This is a genomic window from Mesorhizobium sp. P2_A8, from assembly GCF_056404935.1.
Genome location: NZ_JBFUDB010000004.1, coordinates 539,984 through 557,985 on the forward strand (window position 1 = coordinate 539,984; position 18,002 = coordinate 557,985).

Sequence of the window (18,002 nt, forward strand, 5' to 3'; positions counted from 1 at the left end):
CGGTTCCGCGCTCATTTCGGCTCGTTGGCGTCCGGCTCTTCCTCGTCGTCGCGGGCGGAGATGACATAGGCGCCCTTCAGCCAGCGGTTGAGGTCGATGTCCTTGCAGCGCGTCGAGCAGAACGGAAAGGTGTCGCGCGCCGACGGTTTGCCGCATTCAGGGCAGGGGCGTTTCGGCCGCAGCGGCGTGACTTTGGAATCGGAATTCACGGCCGTACACCCGCCAGCCAGCCGCCATGCACCTTGAAGCCTTCGCCGGAAAGCAGCGCCACTGTCTCATAGAGCGGCAGGCCGACGATGTTGGTGTAGGAGCCGACCAGCTTGACCACGAAGGCGCCAGCGAGACCCTGGACGGCATAGCCGCCGGCCTTGCCGCGCCATTCGCCCGACGCCACATAGGCGTCGATTTCTTCGCGCGGCAGCCGCTTAAAGCGCACCCGCGTCTCGACCAGCCGCTGGCGCAGTTTGCCACCCGGCGTGATCAGGCAGATGCCGGAGTAGACCCGGTGCGAACGGCCGGACAAAAGCCCGAGGCAATTGGCGGCGTCGTCGAGGGTTTCGGCCTTGGGCAGGATGCGCCGCCCGACGGCGACCACCGTATCGGCGGCCAGCACGAAGCCGGGCGCATAGTCGGCCTCGGCCTGCAGCGATGCGAACGCCTTCTCGGCCTTTTCCTTCGACAGGCGCTTGGCCAGCGAGCGTGGATGCTCGGCGCGCAGCGGCGTCTCGTCGACATCGGCCGGCAGCACGCGGTCCGGCTCGATGCCGGCCTGCTGCAAGAGCTCGATCCGGCGCGGCGAACCCGAGGCAAGCACCAGCTTCTGCAAAATGCTCATCGCGGACCAGTCGGGCTTTGCTTACTTGAAACGATAGGTGATGCGGCCCTTGGTCAGGTCGTATGGCGTCATCTCGACCAGAACCTTGTCGCCGGTCAGCACGCGGATGCGGTTCTTGCGCATGCGGCCGGCAGTATGGGCGATGATCTCGTGTTCGTTTTCGAGTTTCACCCTGAACATCGCGTTGGGCAACAATTCCGTCACGACACCCGGAAACTCGAGGACTTCTTCCTTCGGCATTCGATACCTTTGCTTGGATGGGAGTTCCAGCGCCTGGCCGGAATTTCGGCGGAACCTATATGATAATCGTCCGCTTGTGAACACGCTTAATCGGCAGCCTCCGGAGCGGCGAAACGGCGGTTGATCCGGGCTTTCAGCCGCTCGCGCACATCGCGATAGGCTGCCATGATATGTTCGCGCGTGCCGGTAGCGTCGGTCGGATCCGGCGTTGGCCAGTATTCGACCTCGACGGCAAGCGAGCGGGTGAGTTCGAGCGCCGCGTGGTGGGCCTCCGGCGCCAGCGTGATGATGAGGTCGAAATAGTCGTCCTCCAGATCGTCCATCGTCCTTGGATGACGCTCGCCCAGCGACAGGCCTTCCTCGGCCAGCACCGCATCGACGAACGGATCGCGCTCGCCGGCACGAACGCCGGCCGAGGCGACGAAGATGGTGGCCGGCAGCGCCCGCCGCGCCAGCTGTTCCGCCATCGGCGAGCGCACTGCGTTCATGCCGCACAGGAACAGGATCGAGCGGGGCAGGGTAGCCAGGGCTAACCCCGCCAGTGCAGCACGCAGACCAGCGTGAACAGCCGGCGCGCCGTATCGAAATCGATGTCGATCTTGCCGGCAAGCCGGTCCATCAGCGTTTGCGAGCCCTCATTGTGGAGGCCGCGGCGGCCCATGTCGATCGCCTCGATGTGGCTCGGCGTCGAGGAGCGGATGGCGTCGTAGTAGCTTTCGCAGATCATGTAGTAGTCCTTGACGATGCGCCTGAGCGGCGTCAGCGACAGGATGTGGGTAACGACGGCAGCCCCGTCCTCGCGCGCCACGGCAAACACCAGGCGCTGCTCGGCCAGCGACAGTTTCAGCCGGTAGGGCCCGGCGCCGCTGTCATTGACGGGTTGAAAGCTGTTCTCTTCGATCAGGTCGAAGATCGCCACCGCGCGTTCATGCTCGACGTCGGGCGTCGAACGGCCGATCGATTCATCGAGTTCGACATCGATCAGTTTTGCGCGGGTTTGATCGGAGCCCGTCATGATGGCCTACATGTTCAACCGTATGGCGACGGAGCGGCCATGCGCGTCAAGGCCTTCCGCCTTGGCCAGCGCGATCGCCGCCGGCGCCAGAAGCCGCAACTGCTCCGGTCCAAGCTTCAGGATCGACGTACGCTTGACGAAATCGAGCACGGACAGGCCCGACGAGAAGCGCGCCGATCGTGCCGTCGGCAGCACGTGGTTGGAGCCGCCGACATAGTCACCGATGGCTTCCGGCGTGTGGCGGCCGAGAAACACGGCACCGGCATTGCGCATCCGCGCCAGAAACCCCTCGGCATCGTCGATGGCCAGTTCGACATGTTCGGCCGCGATACGGTCGACCAGCGGCAGCGCGGCGTCGATCGTCGGCACAAGAATCACCGCACCGAAATCGCGCCAGCTCGCCGATGCCGTCTCGGCACGCGGCAGGCTCTGCAACTGGCGCTCCACGGCTTGTTCGACAGCACGACCGAAGGCCGGATCGTCGGTGACCAGGATCGACTGCGCCGAGGCATCGTGCTCGGCCTGGGCCAGCAGGTCGGCGGCGATCCAGTCCGGATCGTTGCTGCCGTCGGCCACGACAAGCACTTCCGAGGGGCCGGCGATCATATCGATGCCGACGGTGCCGAACACCTGGCGTTTGGCCGCTGCGACATAGGCATTGCCGGGTCCGACGATCTTGGCCACCGGCGTTATCGTCTCGGTGCCATAGGCAAGCGCCGCGATCGCTTGCGCGCCGCCGACGCGATAAATCTCCGACACGCCAGCAATATCCGCCGCCACCAGCACCAGCGGATTGATGATGCCGCCGGGCGCCGGCACCACCATGACGATACGCTCGACGCCGGCCACCCCCGCCGGTATGGCGTTCATCAGCACCGAGCTTGGATAGCTCGCCGTGCCGCCCGGCACATAGAGCCCGACCGCCTCGATCGCCGTCCAGCGCCAGCCAAGCTCGACGCCGGCGGCATCCGTATAGCGATCATCCCTGGGCCGCTGCCGCTCATGATGCGAGCGAATACGGTCGCGCGCGAATTCCAGCGCCTCGATCGTCTTTGGGTCGGCGGCCTTGTAAGCCTGGGCGATATCGTCCCTTGATACGGCGATACCGAGACTCCCGAGGTCGGCATGGTCGAATTTCCGGGTGTAGTCGATCAGCGCCGCGTCGCCCTCGGCGCGCATGCGGGCAATGATGTCGCGCACCGCAGCATCGACGTCGGCCGAGACTTCGCGCTTGGTCAAAAGGAAGGCGGCGAAGCGCTGCTCGAAATCGGCATCGGACTGACGAAGCGTGATGGCCATCGGACGCTCAAGCCTTGTGCACGGGGCGCGACGTGGCTTCCCACGCGCCGCCAATGTCGGCAAGCCGGGCCTCGATGCACTCGACATCGAGCATGATGGTGCCGCCGCCCGAAAAGATCAGCTCGACGATGCCGGCCGGCTTGCTGATCTCGATGAAGCTGATCGCCAGCAGCGAAAGGATCTCGGCCGGCTTGTCGCGGGCGATGCCATTGGTCTTGGCGCCAAGCACGCGGTCGAAATGCAGCACCGCTTGCCGCCGCTCATTGTGCTGGCGAAGCAGGCTTGATTTGGCCTCCCAGACGAAGCGGTTCATGGTCAGCAAGAAACGCTTCGCCGAGGGCAGGAATTCGAGGTCGCTGACTTTCAGTACAGCGTCCTGGACATGGGCCGAGACGATGCTCAGATCCTGATCGTCGAGTGCGATAAGCTTAAGGGCGGTCATGCGGATTTCGCACCTGAAGGTTGATTGTTCAGCCTTCTGTTAGGCGGTCTTTCCGGTCCGTGCAACCGCGACTGGTATAGGCGCCGTCGACGAAGCAGCCGATCTCCCCCCTTGCGGGAGAGATCGGATGCCGCTTAGGCTGTCGCCAATCACCAACGCTGGAAGACAGTTGTCTAAGCCGAAATCCGCTCGATCACAGCGCCGCAATTGGACAGTTTCTCTTCCAGCCGCTCGAAGCCGCGGTCGAGATGGTAGACGCGGTTGACCGTCGTCTCGCCTTCGGCCGCGAGTCCAGCGATGACCAACGAGACGGAGGCGCGAAGATCGGTCGCCATGACAGGCGCGCCCTTCAGCTTCGGCACGCCGTCGACGATCGCCGTCTGGCCCGAAAGCGTGATGTGGGCGCCGAGCCGGGCCAGCTCCTGCACATGCATGAAGCGGTTTTCGAAGATCGTCTCGGTGATGCGCGACTTGCCCTTGGCCATCGTCATCAGGCCCATGAACTGCGCCTGCAGATCGGTCGGGAAGGCCGGGAAAGGTGCCGTCGTCACGTCGACCGGCGAAATGCCCGCGCCGTTGCGCCTGACGCGAATGCCGGAATTGGTCGGCGTGATCTCGGCGCCGGTCTGGGCGATCACGTCGAGCGCGGTCTGCAGCAGATCGGGGCGCGCGCCTTCGAGCACGACGTCGCCGCCGGTCATGGCGACGGCCATGGCATAGGTGCCGGTCTCGATGCGGTCGGGGATGACGCGGACGCGGGCGCCCGACAGTGATTCGACGCCGTCGATGGTGATGGTCGGCGTGCCGGCGCCGGAAATCTTCGCGCCCATGGCATTGAGGCACTCGGCAAGGTTGACTATTTCGGGCTCGCAGGCGGCATTTTCAAGCACCGTCTCGCCCTTGGCCAGCGACGCCGCCATCATCAGCACATGGGTGGCGCCGACCGAGACCTTCGGGAACACGTAGCGGTTGCCGACAAGCCGGCCATTCCGGGTCTTGGCGATGACATAGCCGGTGTCGACGTCGATGTCGGCGCCCAGCGCCTGCAGGCCTTCGAGGAACAGATCGACCGGGCGCGTGCCGATGGCGCAACCGCCCGGCAACGACACCTTGGCCTCGCCCATGCGGGCCAGCAGCGGGCCGATCACCCAGAACGACGCCCGCATCTTCGACACCAGCTCGTACGGCGCTGTCGTGTCGACGATGTTGCGTGCCGAGAAATTGATGGTGCGCGAATAGCCCTCATTCTGCTTCTCGCGGCGGCCATTGACCGAATAATCGACGCCGTGATTGCCGAGGATGCGGATCAGCTGCTCGACATCGGCCAGATGCGGCACGTTTTCCAGCGTCAGCGTGTCGTCGGTCAAAAGCGAGGCGATCATCAGTGGCAAGGCGGCGTTTTTCGCGCCCGAGATCGGGATGCTTCCGGCAAGCTTGTTGCCGCCGACAATTCTGATGCGATCCATGGAAGAACGTCCCTCTCGGCCAAAAAAGCCGCTTCAATCGTTTGAGTATCGGCCCGTCTAGACCATTGGCCGGTCCGGTTCAAGAAATAGGATTTCCTGCTATCCGACCCAAGAGTGGCCGATTTGAGTTAATCCTTTTGTATTTCCCTTGCCGCGCCGAGCCCGTCCGGCCGCTGGTCGGCATCCCCGGTGCGCTGCTTGTCAGCCTCGCCGGTGCGCCGCGAGCGCGACTGCGCCTTGCGCTTCTGCAGATTGGCGCGCAATTGCTCGGCGAGCCGGTCCTTGCGGTTTGTGCCGCCTTTTTTCACAGGAATTGTCTTGTCGTTCATTGTCCCGTCCCGGCTGGCGACCCACCAGCCCGCTGATCAGGGATAGCCAACATTGTGGCGCCGCCATGTCATCAAAAGCGATCCGGCAAAGGCTTTCACAGAAGCGTTGCACTTGGCCTTGCGCTTGCCGGTTCGATATGGCAGAAGCCCCGCCATCGGCGGCTGCGGTAGCTCAGTGGTAGAGCACTCCCTTGGTAAGGGGGTGTATCAAATCTGGCACCACGCTTTTCCCTCATAAGATCAATCGCTTAACCAGCCTCCCGCTTTCGACTGGTGTAAGGTCTTGTCACCGGTTTGGTTGCTTTGTCACCGGCGTTCGCGGCCTTGCGCGGCTTCTTCTTCCCGAACACCTTGTCGATGACGCCTTTGCCGCTATCGCCATGGGTGTAGTGGTCCATCAAAACCCGCTTGTCCTTCCATCCACCTTTCTTGGCGGTGGTGGCGACGTCGACCCGATTCTTCACGATCATTTCGGTAGCGAAACTGTGGCGACCTGGTTGATGGGTGCCGAGGTAGGGAATGCCGGCGGCCTCGCACGTCGCCTTGATCGCCTTGTAGACAGCCCAGCGCTGGCGGAAACCAAAGACCCGAGTGTTCGGGTGGCGGCCGAGCCGGGCGCCCTTGCCGTAGTCGTCGGCCTTGGCCCGAGCCTCCTTCCATTCGGCCAGCTGCTGGAACTCGTAGACCATCTCAATGGTGAGGTCGGCTTGGCGGTCCTCGCCGTTTTTCGTGTCGCGGAAGGTGACAGTTCGGTTGATCAGGTCGAGATCGCCTGACGCCTCGTCGAGGTCGATTGCTTCGCTCACCCGGGCGCCGGTCTGGAACAGGAACAGCATGAGGGAGCGAAGCCGCTGGTCGTCGGTGTAGGCCCTGAACGTGTCGATGTAGGAACGGTCGACGGCGCGCTTCGGCGCAGCCGTCGGCTTCTTGACGTCCCGGTCCTTCTTGGTGAAACCCTTGATCTTGACCGCGTGGCAGTCGCCAGTGTCGGCACTATGGTTTATCACCGCCTTCATGGGCGTGACGATCTGCCGGTTCCATGTCGTGTAGACCGCGCCAGGATAGAGCGCCTTGGCCGCTTCGCGGACCTTGCTGCCGGTCAGGTCCGAGATTCTGGTGGCTGTGAAGTGGTCGAGCAATGGGAGGATGAACCTGTCATCCTTGCCGGCGTCGAGATAGGCGTCGACGGCCTGGGTGAATGTGAAGCGGTCTTTTGGCGACAGGTTAAACTCGGCCTTGGCCTCGTTTTCGCGGCTTAGCCGGACCGCGTCCGCCGCGGCTTCGTCAGTCTCGCCCGTACTCTCGTGAACTCTTTGCTCGCCGTCTTTGGCCTTGACGGTGCCGGTGAGCCACCAGAAGCGGCCTCGCCGATAGATGGTGAGCGCCATGACGCTTTACTCCACAAAAACAACTCGTCGATCTGTCGGGGCGAGATCAGCACCTGCTTGTCGACATGGTAGCAGAGCCCCGCTTTGATGGCCTTCTCGCGCAACGACCTCGCGGACATGCGCAAACCTTTGTCGCGGAAACGCGCCGACCAGTAGTCCGGCGTCTCAGCGACGGTCAGGACCTCGGGCGGATTGTCGTTCATGACGCTGCCTTTGAGACTGGCTCGTAGGAGAGGCAGGCGACGCCGGCGCCGGGATCGGAAACGCAGCCTCCTTCAGGCCAAGCGCCCCCGTCCTCCATCATCGCTTCGACTACATCGCACTTGCAGTGCTTCGAGCACCACAGGCACGGCATGTCATAGCACTCGATCCAATCGCTTCGACCGGGCTGACATGGCTCGCGCTTCATAGTGGCTGGGCTGGAAACAGTCATTGAAGATAGTCCGCGGCAGGTAACCGAATAAGTACTACGATGTAACCATTCTGGTTACAAGCGAAGCGCGCGAGAATTGTCGGTTTGAGAGCGGGGGTGTCCAAAAACGCAGTCGTAGGTTGCCGTCACCAGCCGCATCAAGCGCTGGATACCCTGCCCGCGCTCCTAACACGAGGCCATGCAAGACTACCCAGGGAAGGACGCCGGACGGCTTCAACACCAGACGCAGGTTATTGTTGACCGCTCTTTACATTAGCGTGGGTCCGGCCGCTCCCTTCGGGAAATCGGCAGGCGACTTTCGGTGCGATTTTTTTCGGACCAGCTCTTGACGCCAAAATCAACCATTCCCAAATCGTCGACCGTCGAGGCCACAATGGCTCGGCAGGCGGCGCCGCAGGGCGGCGCACCTTGTACCCATGTTGCTTCAAGGAGAATGTGGCTATGAGAACCTTTGACTCCCTCTATCGCTCGACGGTCGGCTTTGACCGTCTTTTTGACATGCTCGACAGCGCCAGCCGCCCCGACTGGCCGCCCTACAACATCGAAAAAAGGGGCGAAAACGACTACCGCATTGCCATGGCGATCGCCGGCTTCACCCCTGACGAGATCGAGCTCAGCCAGAACGGTCCCGAGCTCGTTGTGACCGGCCAGAAGGCCGCCGATGCCGAAAGCCGCCAGTTCCTGCACCAAGGCCTGGCACTGCGCAACTTCCGCCAGGCGTTCAAGCTGGCCGACCACATGAAGGTGACCGGCGCGTCGCTGGACAGCGGCCTCCTTGTGATCGACATCGTGCGCGAGATCCCCGAGGAGCTGAAGCCGCGGCGGATCCAGATCGCCACCGGTACGGCGCCTGCCGCGCCCCAGCAGATCACCCAGGACGTCGGCCAGGCGCGCAAGGCCGCCTGATACTAACCTGATACTAACACGTCAACCTGCGGTCCCTCCCGGCATCTGGCCGGGAGGCCTTGGATTGCGGAGAAACGGAGATGCTGCAACAAGACCATGAATTCAGCAGCGCTAGCAATGGCGCTCCTTCTCAGGATCCCATCGAGGCTGTCCTGACCAACCCCTACATCGACCGCGACGGCAAACGGGCCGTCTTGGCAGCGTGGGCCTCCGATGCCTGTGCCGTTCCGAACCGGCCGACACTTCGCCAGCTCGAGGACGGCACCGTGGTGGTGCTCGACGACATCCTTCGCGCTTTGCGGACATTGGACGGCGCGCCCCCGAAGGCCAAACAGGGCGTAGTCCTGTGGCAGGCCTCGGAACGCCGGCGGAGAGTCGCCCGGAGGTCGTGGCGCTGGCCGCGCCGATCCCCGGGACAAGATGACGATGACCCGCCACCTTGCCCGGCTTCCATAGCGCCCCGACCCGTTAACTCGGGCGGACCGGCTTTCGCGTCGTTAGCGGAACTCGCGTGCGCTTGAATTTCAGGCAGCCGCCGGACGGTGAGCAATTCCAAAACGACGGGGAACTTGCCGTCCGGCCGCAGATTAAGCATCTGCCATCGGAATGGCGCTGCAAGTGCCGTGCCCATGGCTTGGCGTCGTGTTCGACGGCCACTTGACTTAGGTGAGAGCATGGCCGCTGATCCGACGCTTCGTGACGACCCCATCGGACCCAACGCCGCGCACATTTGCGTCGACATGCAGGGCATGTTCCGCGAGGGTTCGCCTTGGGCGTTGCCGTGGATGGATCGCGTGCTTCCGAATATCGTCGCCCTGTGCAGCGCCTATCCGTCACAGGTGATGTTCACACGGTTCATCCCGGCCCGTCGGCCGGGAGAAGGACACGGGACCTGGCGCCGGTACTATGAGCGGTGGGCGAACATGACCCTTGAGAGCCTTGCTCCGGGCCAAGTCGACCTCGTTCCAGAGCTTCAGCCGTTCGCGCCGCCTGCGCCGGTAATTGACAAGCCGGTGTATTCGCCTTGGCTAGGTTCCGATTTACGGGCGCAGTTGGCTGTGCGCAGGTGCGATACCGTGATTGTGACCGGCGGGGAAACGGACATGTGCGTGCTGTCGACCGTGCTGGGGGCCGTCGACTATGGCTTGCGGACGATCGTTGTCCAGGACGCACTGTGCAGCGCCTCGGACGAAGCCCATGATGCCATGATCGATCTCTTCAGCAACCGATACGGCCAGCACATAGAGACTGCGGACACGGACCAGTTGTTAGAAGCGCGGCGCGCCGTTTTAGTTGAATAAGTTGCGCTGGCCCGAGGACCGGAAAGGAGCGCAGCGCACCCCGCGCACAACGTTGAGGGGTCCAAGACGGGGACCCCTCAACGATTCACCGGATCGATCGGGCAGCCTGCTGTTCGGCAGCCCGATCGTCACGCCCGCTTCGCCGAGTGACGTGGGTGCTTCATCGGTGGCTCTCTCTCCTTCGAGGTGAGGAATTATTTGTGACGGCTTTGCGCCTCATATCGGCCATTGAGGTGGCTGTTGCCGATGCCGGAAAACGGACATTACCGGCGACCACGCTTGAGGTCGCAGGTGCGCCATCTCCGGACATACGGGATCGCCATCAGGACCGTCGCGCATCGACCCGCTGCAGCCCTGGGCCCGGTTCAGCGGATCGGCCGTCTGGGGTTTACAGCCGACGCTCACCAAGCCCGCTTTTGGGCTTGCGGCCAGCTTTGCGGTCGGCGACGAAATGCACCGCCGCGTCCGCCGTCGGTTCGCTTCGACTCGCCCCTTCAGCCCAACAGAGACCGGTGCAATTCCGGAGGGCCGCCCAACGCATAGCGATGGGAAACCGGCTGGCTGCCGTCAATGTCGGTGACCCCGAGCAGAGCCCCAAGCTCTGCGCCGATCAAGGCCCGCCCCGAGAACTCCATCATCCTCTCGGATGCATAGAGCGCGGCAAGGACGCGGCCGGTAAACTGCGGCGACTCGCGTTTCTGCGTCCACCGCTGGTTTTCCGGAAGCGTCGCGAGATAGGCGCGTGCGCGCTCTGTATCGAGGCCGCCCATCCAAATCGACACCGCAGCGACGTTGCGCGGACGAAGCTCCTTGGCCATGTCGGCCGCCATCTTGTCCGCTCCGGCTTTCTGCGCGCCATAGGCCGGACCGTGAAAATAGCAGACCGCGCCATAGTGGCCCGTACTGGCGATCAGGCCTCTGCCGTTGGCGATCAACAGCGGCGCCGCATAGTAACTGGCAACATAATGCGAGCGCAGTCCAACCGTAATCAGATCGCCTGCCTCGATCGGCTTTTCCCAGAACCCGCCTGGGTCGGTCACCGCGACCGCCTTGACCGCGTTGTTGACGAGAATATCGAGCCGCCCATGCTCCTTTGCGATCCGATCAAAAAAGGTTGCGACGGCAGCGTCGTCAGCATGGTCAACCGCCACAGCGACGCCTTTGCCCCCGGCTTTTGTCACCAGTTCGGCCGTCTCATGAATGGTGCCGCCCCATTGCGTGTCGCTGTCGGAAGTGCTTCGGCCAGTGACGTAGACGGTGGCGCCGGCAGCCCCCAGGGCGATCGCAATGCCTTTTCCAGCCCCGCGGCTGGCTCCGGTTACAACGACAATCATCTCGATCCTTCCTCAGTCACTTATTTTGACCAGGAATGAATATGCGACTTAGAATGATGGCTTCAAGAACGCAGAAAATTGAGACTTGGTCATATGAAGATGACTGCCGAAGCACGGCGGGTGCTGATAGATAGCCGGCGCGTTGGTCGCGTGCTGACCCGCGTCGGAGACAAGTGGAGCGTCATGGTTATCGTCTATATCCAGGACCAACCGCGCCGATTTAACGAGATCAAGCGAGGAATCGAGGGCATCTCGCAACAGATGCTGACGCGGACCCTGCGGGGATTGGAGCGCGACGGGTTCGTCACGCGCACCATCATGCCGACCAGTCCGCCCCAGGTGGAATACGCACTCACCGGACTGGGACAGTCTCTCAGCACGCCTGTCCTCGCGCTGGGCCAATGGGCTTGTGAGCATATTGATCAGGTCGACAAGGCCCAGCGACGGTTCGATGAGCGGCACGGCGACATCTGAACGCATCGCGCCAGACCAGCGATGCGCGTTCCGCCGGTCATCACGCCTCCGGCACGTGCGATCAGCTTGGTTTCGCCGCAGGGCGGAACCCATGATCGGAATTCGCCGCTGTCCCCTTTTTGCCGGCGCACCAACGTCCTCAATCGGGGCGCGGAGAAGACCGGAACCGCCAGTCACACCGACGACCGGTTCCCAGCCTAAGCGGAAGTCCGCCTCCGATCAGCCGAACTCACGCCCATGACCCAAAGCAGGCTGTAACAAGTGAAAGCGCGTGACGGCTTTGCGCCTCATCTCGGCCGTTGCCGACAGATTTGCCACTGATTGAAAGCGGACATCGCGGCGACCACGCTGGTCGTCGCTCGCGACTCAGCGCGATCAAAGCCACCACGGCCGAAACGAGAGTCGCCGCCGTACCCCGATTTGGATTGTGCGTCAGTGCATTGGCAGAATGTTCTGGTTCAGGCGGAACAGATTGTCCGGATCGTATCTGTGCTTGATCTTGGCGAGCCTCGCGTAGGCCTCGGCTCCCAAGGCGTCGCGCACGAGATCCGCTCCTTCGCCATGGCCGGGGAAGTTCAGATAGAGGCGGCCGGTCGAGTAGCGCTGCATGTCCTGCCAGAAGCTGCGAACCCAGCCGATGTTCGCATGGTCCTCGTCAGCGCCTGGCCAGATGGCGTCGAGGCTGAGCATGAAGGGCATGAAGCGGTCGCCGAAGGCAGTTGCATCGGCTGCAACGCGCTGGACGAAACCGCCGAACTTCCAGATCGAGGCGAAGGTCATTTCGGAGGGCCGCTTCACCATCCGCGCGGTGATCCCCTCGATGACTTCGTCGCCGAGGTGCGAGAGGTAGGTGGATTTCCAGTAGCAGCGGTCGCGGCCTTTCGGGAACAGCCCGTCATAGAGCGACTGGATGGTGCGATACGGCATGCGGCCGCTGAAATCGACGAGCGGTTCCCCAAAGCTGCGCAACGGCGCCACGACCCGCTCGCCCTCGTCGGCCGGTCCGTCATAGACATGCGCGAGCGCCAGGACGCGCCGGCCCCTTGCATGCTCGGGAATCGAGGGATCGTCGGGCAGGGTGGAGAACTCGGCCAGGCCGCTCAGGCGGTCGGGTGCGGTCTGCATGAAGTCGCGCCAGAGTGGAATGATCTCGTTGGCGCGCTCTTCGGGATAGGCCGGACCGCACAACATCAGCTCCGGTTCGATCGGGTGCAGCTTGAACTCGAAGCTCGTCACCACGCCGAAATTGCCGCCGCCGCCACGCAGCGCCCAGAAGAGATCCGGGTTCTGCGTCGCGTCGGCATGGATGAGGCGGCCATCGGCGGTCACTAGATCGGCGGCCAGCAGATTGTCGACGCTGAGGCCGTGGCTGCCGCGCAGCCAGCCGATGCCGCCGGAGAGCGTCAGGCCGGCAACGCCCGTCGCCGAGATGAGACCCCCCGGCGTGGCGCGGCCAAGCGGGGTGGTGGCCGCATCGACATCGGCCCAGGTGGCGCCGCCCTCGACGAAGGCACGGTCGAGGCCGGGTGCGACCCGCACGCCCTTCAGCAGCGACATATCGATCATCAGCCCGCCGTCACAGACGGCGTAACCTGCAACATTGTGGCCGCCCGAGCGGATCGCGATCGCCAGCCCGTTTTCGCGCGCGAAATTCACCGACGCCACGACATCGGCATCACTCCGGCAGCGCGCGATGAGGGCGGGACGGCGGTCGATCATGCCGTTCCAGACGACCCGCGTCGCGTCATAGGACGGGTTCGACGGCTCCAGCACCTCGCCGCGCAAGATGGAACGGAAGCTGTCGATGCTCGATTGTGCAAGGGTAGCGGTGGCGGCCATGTTGCGGTCTCCTCGTTTCAGGCACGCTAGCGCGGCGCGGGCACGGCCGCTAAAGTCGAAAATGCTGGAAGGCGGTCATTTCTGCCATGGTTGAACAGGCCAGACCATTAAATGTGGCGATCCTTGCCGCTCCGGAGGCTACCGCCTCCACGATCTACGGCATGTTCGACCTATTTTCCTCGCCCGGCAGGGATTTCCTGTTCATCACCAGCGGGGCCGCGGGCACGCCGCGCATGCGGCCCTATGTGGTTGCCGGGGACGGCAGCCCGTTTCGCGCGGCAAACGGCATCTGGGTGCGTCCGGACCACGCGCTCTCCGATTGCCCACGCCCCGACATCGTCTGCATCCCCGATTTCTTCGTCAATCCGGGCGAAAGCGTCGCCGGGCAGTATGATGCCGAGGCCCGCTGGCTGAAGCGCGCGCATGACGACGGCGCGATGCTGGCCAGTGCATGCTCGGGCGCGGTGCTGCTCGGCGAGGCCGGGCTGCTCGACAATCGTGAGGCCACCATTCACTGGGGCTATGTCGAGACTCTCACGAACAACTATCCCGGCGTGAAGGTGAGGCCGGACCAGTCGCTTGTGCTGAGCGGCGAGGCGCAACGGGTGGTCATGGCTGGGGGCGGCTCGAGTTGGCAGGATCTCGCCCTCTATCTGATCGCGCGCTTCGTCAGCCTCAGGGAGGCGATGGAGGTCGCCAAGGTGTATATGCTGCAGTGGCACGATATGGGCCAGCAGCCCTTTGCCACGCTGATGCGCTTTCGCCAGACCGACGACGCAGTGATCAACCGCTGCCAGAAATGGGCCGAACGCAACTACCGGATGCACTCGCCCGTCGCCGCCATGACCAAGCTGTCAGGCCTGTCCGAGCGCTCCTTCGTGCGTCGCTTCGCCAGGGCTACGGACATGAAGGCGATCGACTACATCCACGCGCTCAGGCTCGAGCAGGCCAAGCAGATTCTGGAGACGGGCGACCTCCCGGTCGAAGCGGTGGCGAATGAAGTCGGCTACGAGGATGCAAGTTTTTTCGGGCGTCTCTTCCGCCGCAAGGTCGGGCTGACGCCGGCGCAATATCGCATTCGTTTCAGTGCTCTCCGGCGAGCGCTGAGCCCGGTTGAATCTCAACCGTCTCGGCGCGATGCCCATATCCCGCTTTGCGCCCAATCTCCGTCATAGAGGCAACCTTTGCCTCCGCCCGGAAGCGGACATCGCGGGTGACAATGCTGGAGGTCATGTTAGCGTCAGAAGTGGCCGTCTATGGGTGCGCTGCCAAATGGCGGCTTCGGGATCAAAAGGTCGCGTTCGCGATAGGCCGGATCGCGGCATGAACGGACATTCGAGCTGTGGTTTATCCGTTTGCCCTTGGGCAGAAGCCGGTATTCTTCCTCTGGTCGGCGAAAAGCCGCTTTGCGACGCGGGGAAACTGATAAGGTATGCCTCCGAAACAAGCGGGGCAACCGAGTATGGAACGCCGCCTGACCGCAATATTGGCCGCCGACGTCGTTGGCTACAGCCGCCTGATGGGGCTCGACGAAGCCGGCACGCTGTCGGCGCTCAAGACGCATCGGCGCGAGATGGCCGACGGCAAGATCGCCGAACACCAGGGCCGCATCGTCAAGCTCACCGGCGACGGCATGCTTGTCGAGTTTCCGAGCGTGGTGAATGCTGTGGCGTGCGCCGCTGACATCCAGCGCCGGATGCGCGAGCGCAATGTCGACGTGCCGGAGGAGCGCCGCATCGAATTCCGCATCGGCGTCCATCTCGGTGACATCATCTTCGAGGACAACGACATCTATGGCGACGGCGTCAACATCGCGGCGCGCATCGAAAGCATCGCCAAGCCCGGCGGCGTCGCGGTGTCCGGCTCGGTCCGCGACAATGTCGGTAACCGGCTCGATCTCTCCTTCGAGGACACCGGCGAGCAGACGCTGAAGAACATCGACCGGCCGGTTCGAGTCTACAACGTCGACCTGTTCGCCGGCGCTCCGCCGCCGCGCGTGACGAACGGCGCGGCGTCGCCCAAGCCAGCGCCGGCGAAGGAAAAACCGTCGATCGCTGTGCTGCCGTTCAACAACATGAGCGGCGACCCGGAGCAGGAGTATTTCTCCGACGGCATCACCGAGGACATCATCACCGATCTCTCGAAGATCTCCGGCCTGTCGGTGATCGCCCGCAATTCGGTGTTCACCTATAAGGGCAAGTCCGTCGACGTGCAGGAGGTCAGCCGGCGGTTCAATGTCGCAACGGTGCTTGAAGGCAGCGTCCGCAAGGCCGGCCAGCGCGTGCGCATCACAGCGCAGCTGATCGATGGCAAGGACGGCACGCATGTGTGGGCCGATCGTTACGACCGCGACCTGACTGACATCTTCGCCATACAGGATGAGATAACCAGAACAATAGTTGACCAACTGAAGGTAAAGCTTCTGCCGGAGGAGAAAAAGATCGTTGGCCAAGCGCCAACCGAAAACATGGATGCCTACACATACTACCTTCGAGGACGCCAGTTCCTGCACAGGAACTCGAGAGCATATTACACGCTTGCGAGGCGAATGTTTTCGAAAGCGGTCGAACTTGATCCGCTTTATGCCCGAGCGTATTCCGGGATCGCCGACTGCGACTCCTTTCTGTTCTTGCATTACCATGAGAACATCTCGATTGAGAGCATCCTGGCCACCAGCGCCAAGGCACTCGATCTTGAGGGTGGCCTGTCCGAGGCTCATGCTTCGCGCGCATTGGCCTTATCGCTCGGGGAGCGTTATCCTGAGGCTGAGACGGAATTTGAACGCGCGATTGCCCTGAATCCTAACCTGTATGAGGCCCACTACTTTTTCGCTCGTGCCTCCTTCGCGCAGGGCAAAGTCGATCAAGCCGCGCGGCTATACGAACGGGCGGTTGAGATCAAGCCAGATGACTACCAGAGCCAGATCCTGCTGATCCAGATCTACCGTTCCCTAGGCCGGGACAAGGATATTGTCGATGCAGCGCGCGCAGGAGTTAAGCTGGCCGAAGGCGAGTTGGCTATACATCCCGATAACCCGCGCCCAGCCTATCTAGGCGCCATTGCTCTAGCCGAAATTGGAGAGATCGCCCGTGCGAGGGAATGGACGTCGCGTGCGTTGGCCATTGACCCCGACGATGTTCTAACCCAATACAATGCTGCTTGCGTCTACTCGCTTCTGGAGGATGCCGAGCCGGCGCTAGATCTGTTGGCGCGTCTACTCCCGCAGGCAAATCACGAGACCAAGGCATGGGTCAAACAGGACTCTGACTTCGCCAAGCTTCACAATCATCCTCGCTGGCAGAAAATAGTTGAACTGGCAACCTAACTGCAACGAGTGGACCTCATCTTGGCGGCGCCTTGCCGCCCAATAGCGACGACCGCTTCGGGCCAACTCACGACGCTGCTCGCACGGACTTGAGGGTCCGCTATTGAAAATTTGAGGCCCGAAGCTGCCGGTCCGCTTTCGGCCCAAGAGCCGCCAGTCTGCAATGCGCCAATCTCGGTCATATCGACAGATCTTGCTGGTGCCCGGAAGCAGACATCGCGGAGGATCATTGTGGGGGGGGCGTGGTCACGCCATTTCCAGACCTACGTGGGGACAAGCGCTAACGTCCCGTCTCGACCCTTCGACGGCGTTCACCGCTGCTGAGGGCAATGGCTGCCTCGGGGTCCACAAGCAGACTTAATTTGACTGTGGGCAGCGGTGCGCGAAAGGCATTCCGTTGCTGCCCGCCCTCCACATCGCGGTCACCGCATCGCCTATCGTTACCGGCCCGGCAACTGAGCGATCACGTTGCAATCGACAGTGCGGTCTGAGCGCGCGGTGTAGGCGGCGTAGATCACCTGACCCATGTACATGGAGATTTCACGCACCAGCTTTCGGCGGACTGCGGTGGCGAACATAGCGGCCTCGGTGACGCCGATTGCAAATGCGTCTGGTCCGCCAATGACGCAGCGCTCGAAATAGGATTGCAGGTTGGAACGGTCGTACATCGCAAACCCGTCGGCCCCGCCAATGCGGGCCAGTGCGATAGGCAGCCCGTTGATCGTTACACCTTCCGCGAGAAGAATCTGCCGGATGGGCTCAAGGAGCGCTCCGGCATTGTTGGGTCCGTCGCCGGATACGTCAATAACCCTGCGCGGGCTGCGCAAAACACTCTTCGCGAACAGATCATTCGCGGCTGACAATGCGCCGGAAATCGACGTTCCGCGGCCTTCAGTCAACGGCAGCGCCGCGAGCCTGTCTGCCAAAGTCAGAGCATCGTCGAGGCTTTCGACAATTGTCCAAGGGATAATGACTGTTTGCTGACCTGGCCCCGCCCACTCCAGATAAAGCACTGCGATTCTGCCGCGCTCTCCCGACTTGATTGCCCTCGCGATGTCCGCGTGGCGGAAGGCAGCAGTGTAGCCGTCGCGTTGCACTCTTTGCTCAACTTTGCTCATCGAAGGCGAGACGTCCACGGCAAGGATCAATTGCAGATCGACTACGGCCAGGTCGTCCGCGGGACGGTCGGACGAGTGAGCCTGTGACGCCATCGCGAAGAACAGACTGAGCAGGCAGACGCCCGTGAGCTGTAACATCGGTCTTGCACCCGCACATCGAGCAATCTGCACCAAGTAGTCCATGGCTAGCCTCTCGCTGACATTGCAATTGTCGGTCCGAGGCGTCTCCGGGTCACGAACGGCTTCCGATCATTCGCC

The 18,002-nt window shown here is 62.8% G+C and carries 18 protein-coding genes; 5 read left to right on the plus strand and 13 right to left on the minus strand.

Annotated features, from left to right (window positions below; translation table 11 throughout):
- Positions 1–11 precede the first annotated feature (11 nt).
- The 10 genes from yacG to AC1D10_RS15065 form a co-directional block, all read right to left on the minus strand.
- Complete coding sequence (yacG, locus tag AC1D10_RS15020; RefSeq protein ID WP_477272975.1) at positions 12–209, minus strand: DNA gyrase inhibitor YacG; 198 nt, start codon at positions 207–209, stop codon at positions 12–14.
- Positions 206–835, minus strand: coding sequence for a Maf-like protein (locus AC1D10_RS15025; protein ID WP_477272977.1), 630 nt, complete (start codon positions 833–835; stop codon positions 206–208). Before AC1D10_RS15025 ends, yacG begins: the two co-directional genes overlap by 4 nt.
- Before the next feature lie 21 nt (positions 836–856).
- Complete coding sequence (gene infA, locus AC1D10_RS15030) at positions 857–1,075, minus strand: translation initiation factor IF-1 (protein WP_006200926.1); 219 nt, start codon at positions 1,073–1,075, stop codon at positions 857–859.
- An 86-nt stretch (positions 1,076–1,161) separates the two neighbouring features.
- The gene (locus tag AC1D10_RS15035) at positions 1,162–1,617 is read right to left on the minus strand and encodes an arsenate-mycothiol transferase ArsC (RefSeq protein WP_477273119.1); all 456 of its coding nucleotides are present in this window, start codon (positions 1,615–1,617) and stop codon (positions 1,162–1,164) included.
- A complete protein-coding gene (locus tag AC1D10_RS15040; protein ID WP_379093635.1) occupies positions 1,605–2,090 on the minus strand; it encodes a UPF0262 family protein in 486 nt (161 codons plus the stop codon). Before AC1D10_RS15040 ends, AC1D10_RS15035 begins: the two co-directional genes overlap by 13 nt.
- Before the next feature lie 6 nt (positions 2,091–2,096).
- Entirely contained in the window at positions 2,097–3,389 is a 1,293-nt protein-coding gene (gene hisD, locus AC1D10_RS15045; RefSeq protein WP_477272980.1) for a histidinol dehydrogenase, read from the minus strand.
- A gap of 7 nt (positions 3,390–3,396) precedes the next feature.
- Positions 3,397–3,831: a DUF2948 family protein gene (locus AC1D10_RS15050; RefSeq protein WP_477272982.1), complete on the minus strand. Its 435-nt coding sequence runs from the start codon at positions 3,829–3,831 to the stop codon at positions 3,397–3,399.
- A 173-nt stretch (positions 3,832–4,004) separates the two neighbouring features.
- Positions 4,005–5,297, minus strand: a complete 1,293-nt coding sequence (gene murA / locus AC1D10_RS15055) for a UDP-N-acetylglucosamine 1-carboxyvinyltransferase (protein WP_477272984.1) — start codon at positions 5,295–5,297, stop codon at positions 4,005–4,007.
- 128 nt (positions 5,298–5,425) lie between these two features.
- Entirely contained in the window at positions 5,426–5,626 is a 201-nt protein-coding gene (locus AC1D10_RS15060) for a hypothetical protein (RefSeq protein WP_477272986.1), read from the minus strand.
- A gap of 248 nt (positions 5,627–5,874) precedes the next feature.
- Positions 5,875–7,014 (minus strand): tyrosine-type recombinase/integrase, encoded by a 1,140-nt coding sequence (locus tag AC1D10_RS15065; RefSeq protein WP_477272988.1) that lies wholly within the window; start codon positions 7,012–7,014, stop codon positions 5,875–5,877.
- A gap of 874 nt (positions 7,015–7,888) precedes the next feature.
- On the opposite strand from AC1D10_RS15065, the gene AC1D10_RS15070 reads away from it, so the two are divergent.
- Together AC1D10_RS15070 and AC1D10_RS15075 are read left to right on the plus strand one after the other, a co-directional pair.
- Positions 7,889–8,353 (plus strand): Hsp20 family protein, encoded by a 465-nt coding sequence (locus AC1D10_RS15070; protein ID WP_477272990.1) that lies wholly within the window; start codon positions 7,889–7,891, stop codon positions 8,351–8,353.
- A 674-nt stretch (positions 8,354–9,027) separates the two neighbouring features.
- Positions 9,028–9,654: a cysteine hydrolase family protein gene (locus AC1D10_RS15075; protein WP_477272992.1), complete on the plus strand. Its 627-nt coding sequence runs from the start codon at positions 9,028–9,030 to the stop codon at positions 9,652–9,654.
- A 494-nt stretch (positions 9,655–10,148) separates the two neighbouring features.
- Here the strand turns inward: AC1D10_RS15075 and AC1D10_RS15080 are convergent, their stop codons facing one another.
- Entirely contained in the window at positions 10,149–10,988 is an 840-nt protein-coding gene (locus tag AC1D10_RS15080) for an SDR family NAD(P)-dependent oxidoreductase (RefSeq protein ID WP_477272994.1), read from the minus strand.
- A gap of 93 nt (positions 10,989–11,081) precedes the next feature.
- Here AC1D10_RS15080 and AC1D10_RS15085 point away from each other — a divergent pair, with 93 nt between their 5' ends.
- Complete coding sequence (locus AC1D10_RS15085) at positions 11,082–11,462, plus strand: winged helix-turn-helix transcriptional regulator (protein ID WP_477272996.1); 381 nt, start codon at positions 11,082–11,084, stop codon at positions 11,460–11,462.
- 432 nt (positions 11,463–11,894) lie between these two features.
- Here the strand turns inward: AC1D10_RS15085 and AC1D10_RS15090 are convergent, their stop codons facing one another.
- Positions 11,895–13,301: an FAD-binding oxidoreductase gene (locus AC1D10_RS15090; RefSeq protein WP_477272998.1), complete on the minus strand. Its 1,407-nt coding sequence runs from the start codon at positions 13,299–13,301 to the stop codon at positions 11,895–11,897.
- An 86-nt stretch (positions 13,302–13,387) separates the two neighbouring features.
- On the opposite strand from AC1D10_RS15090, the gene AC1D10_RS15095 reads away from it, so the two are divergent.
- Both AC1D10_RS15095 and AC1D10_RS15100 read left to right on the plus strand, forming a co-directional pair.
- On the plus strand, positions 13,388–14,476 hold the full coding sequence (locus tag AC1D10_RS15095) for a GlxA family transcriptional regulator (protein ID WP_477273000.1): 1,089 nt from the start codon (positions 13,388–13,390) through the stop codon (positions 14,474–14,476).
- Between the two features lie 287 nt (positions 14,477–14,763).
- Positions 14,764–16,626, plus strand: a complete 1,863-nt coding sequence (locus AC1D10_RS15100) for a TPR end-of-group domain-containing protein (protein WP_477273002.1) — start codon at positions 14,764–14,766, stop codon at positions 16,624–16,626.
- Between the two features lie 440 nt (positions 16,627–17,066).
- On the opposite strand, the gene AC1D10_RS15105 is transcribed toward AC1D10_RS15100, so the two are convergent.
- The gene (locus AC1D10_RS15105) at positions 17,067–17,927 is read right to left on the minus strand and encodes a DUF1194 domain-containing protein (RefSeq protein WP_477273004.1); all 861 of its coding nucleotides are present in this window, start codon (positions 17,925–17,927) and stop codon (positions 17,067–17,069) included.
- Positions 17,928–18,002: the final 75 nt, after the last annotated feature.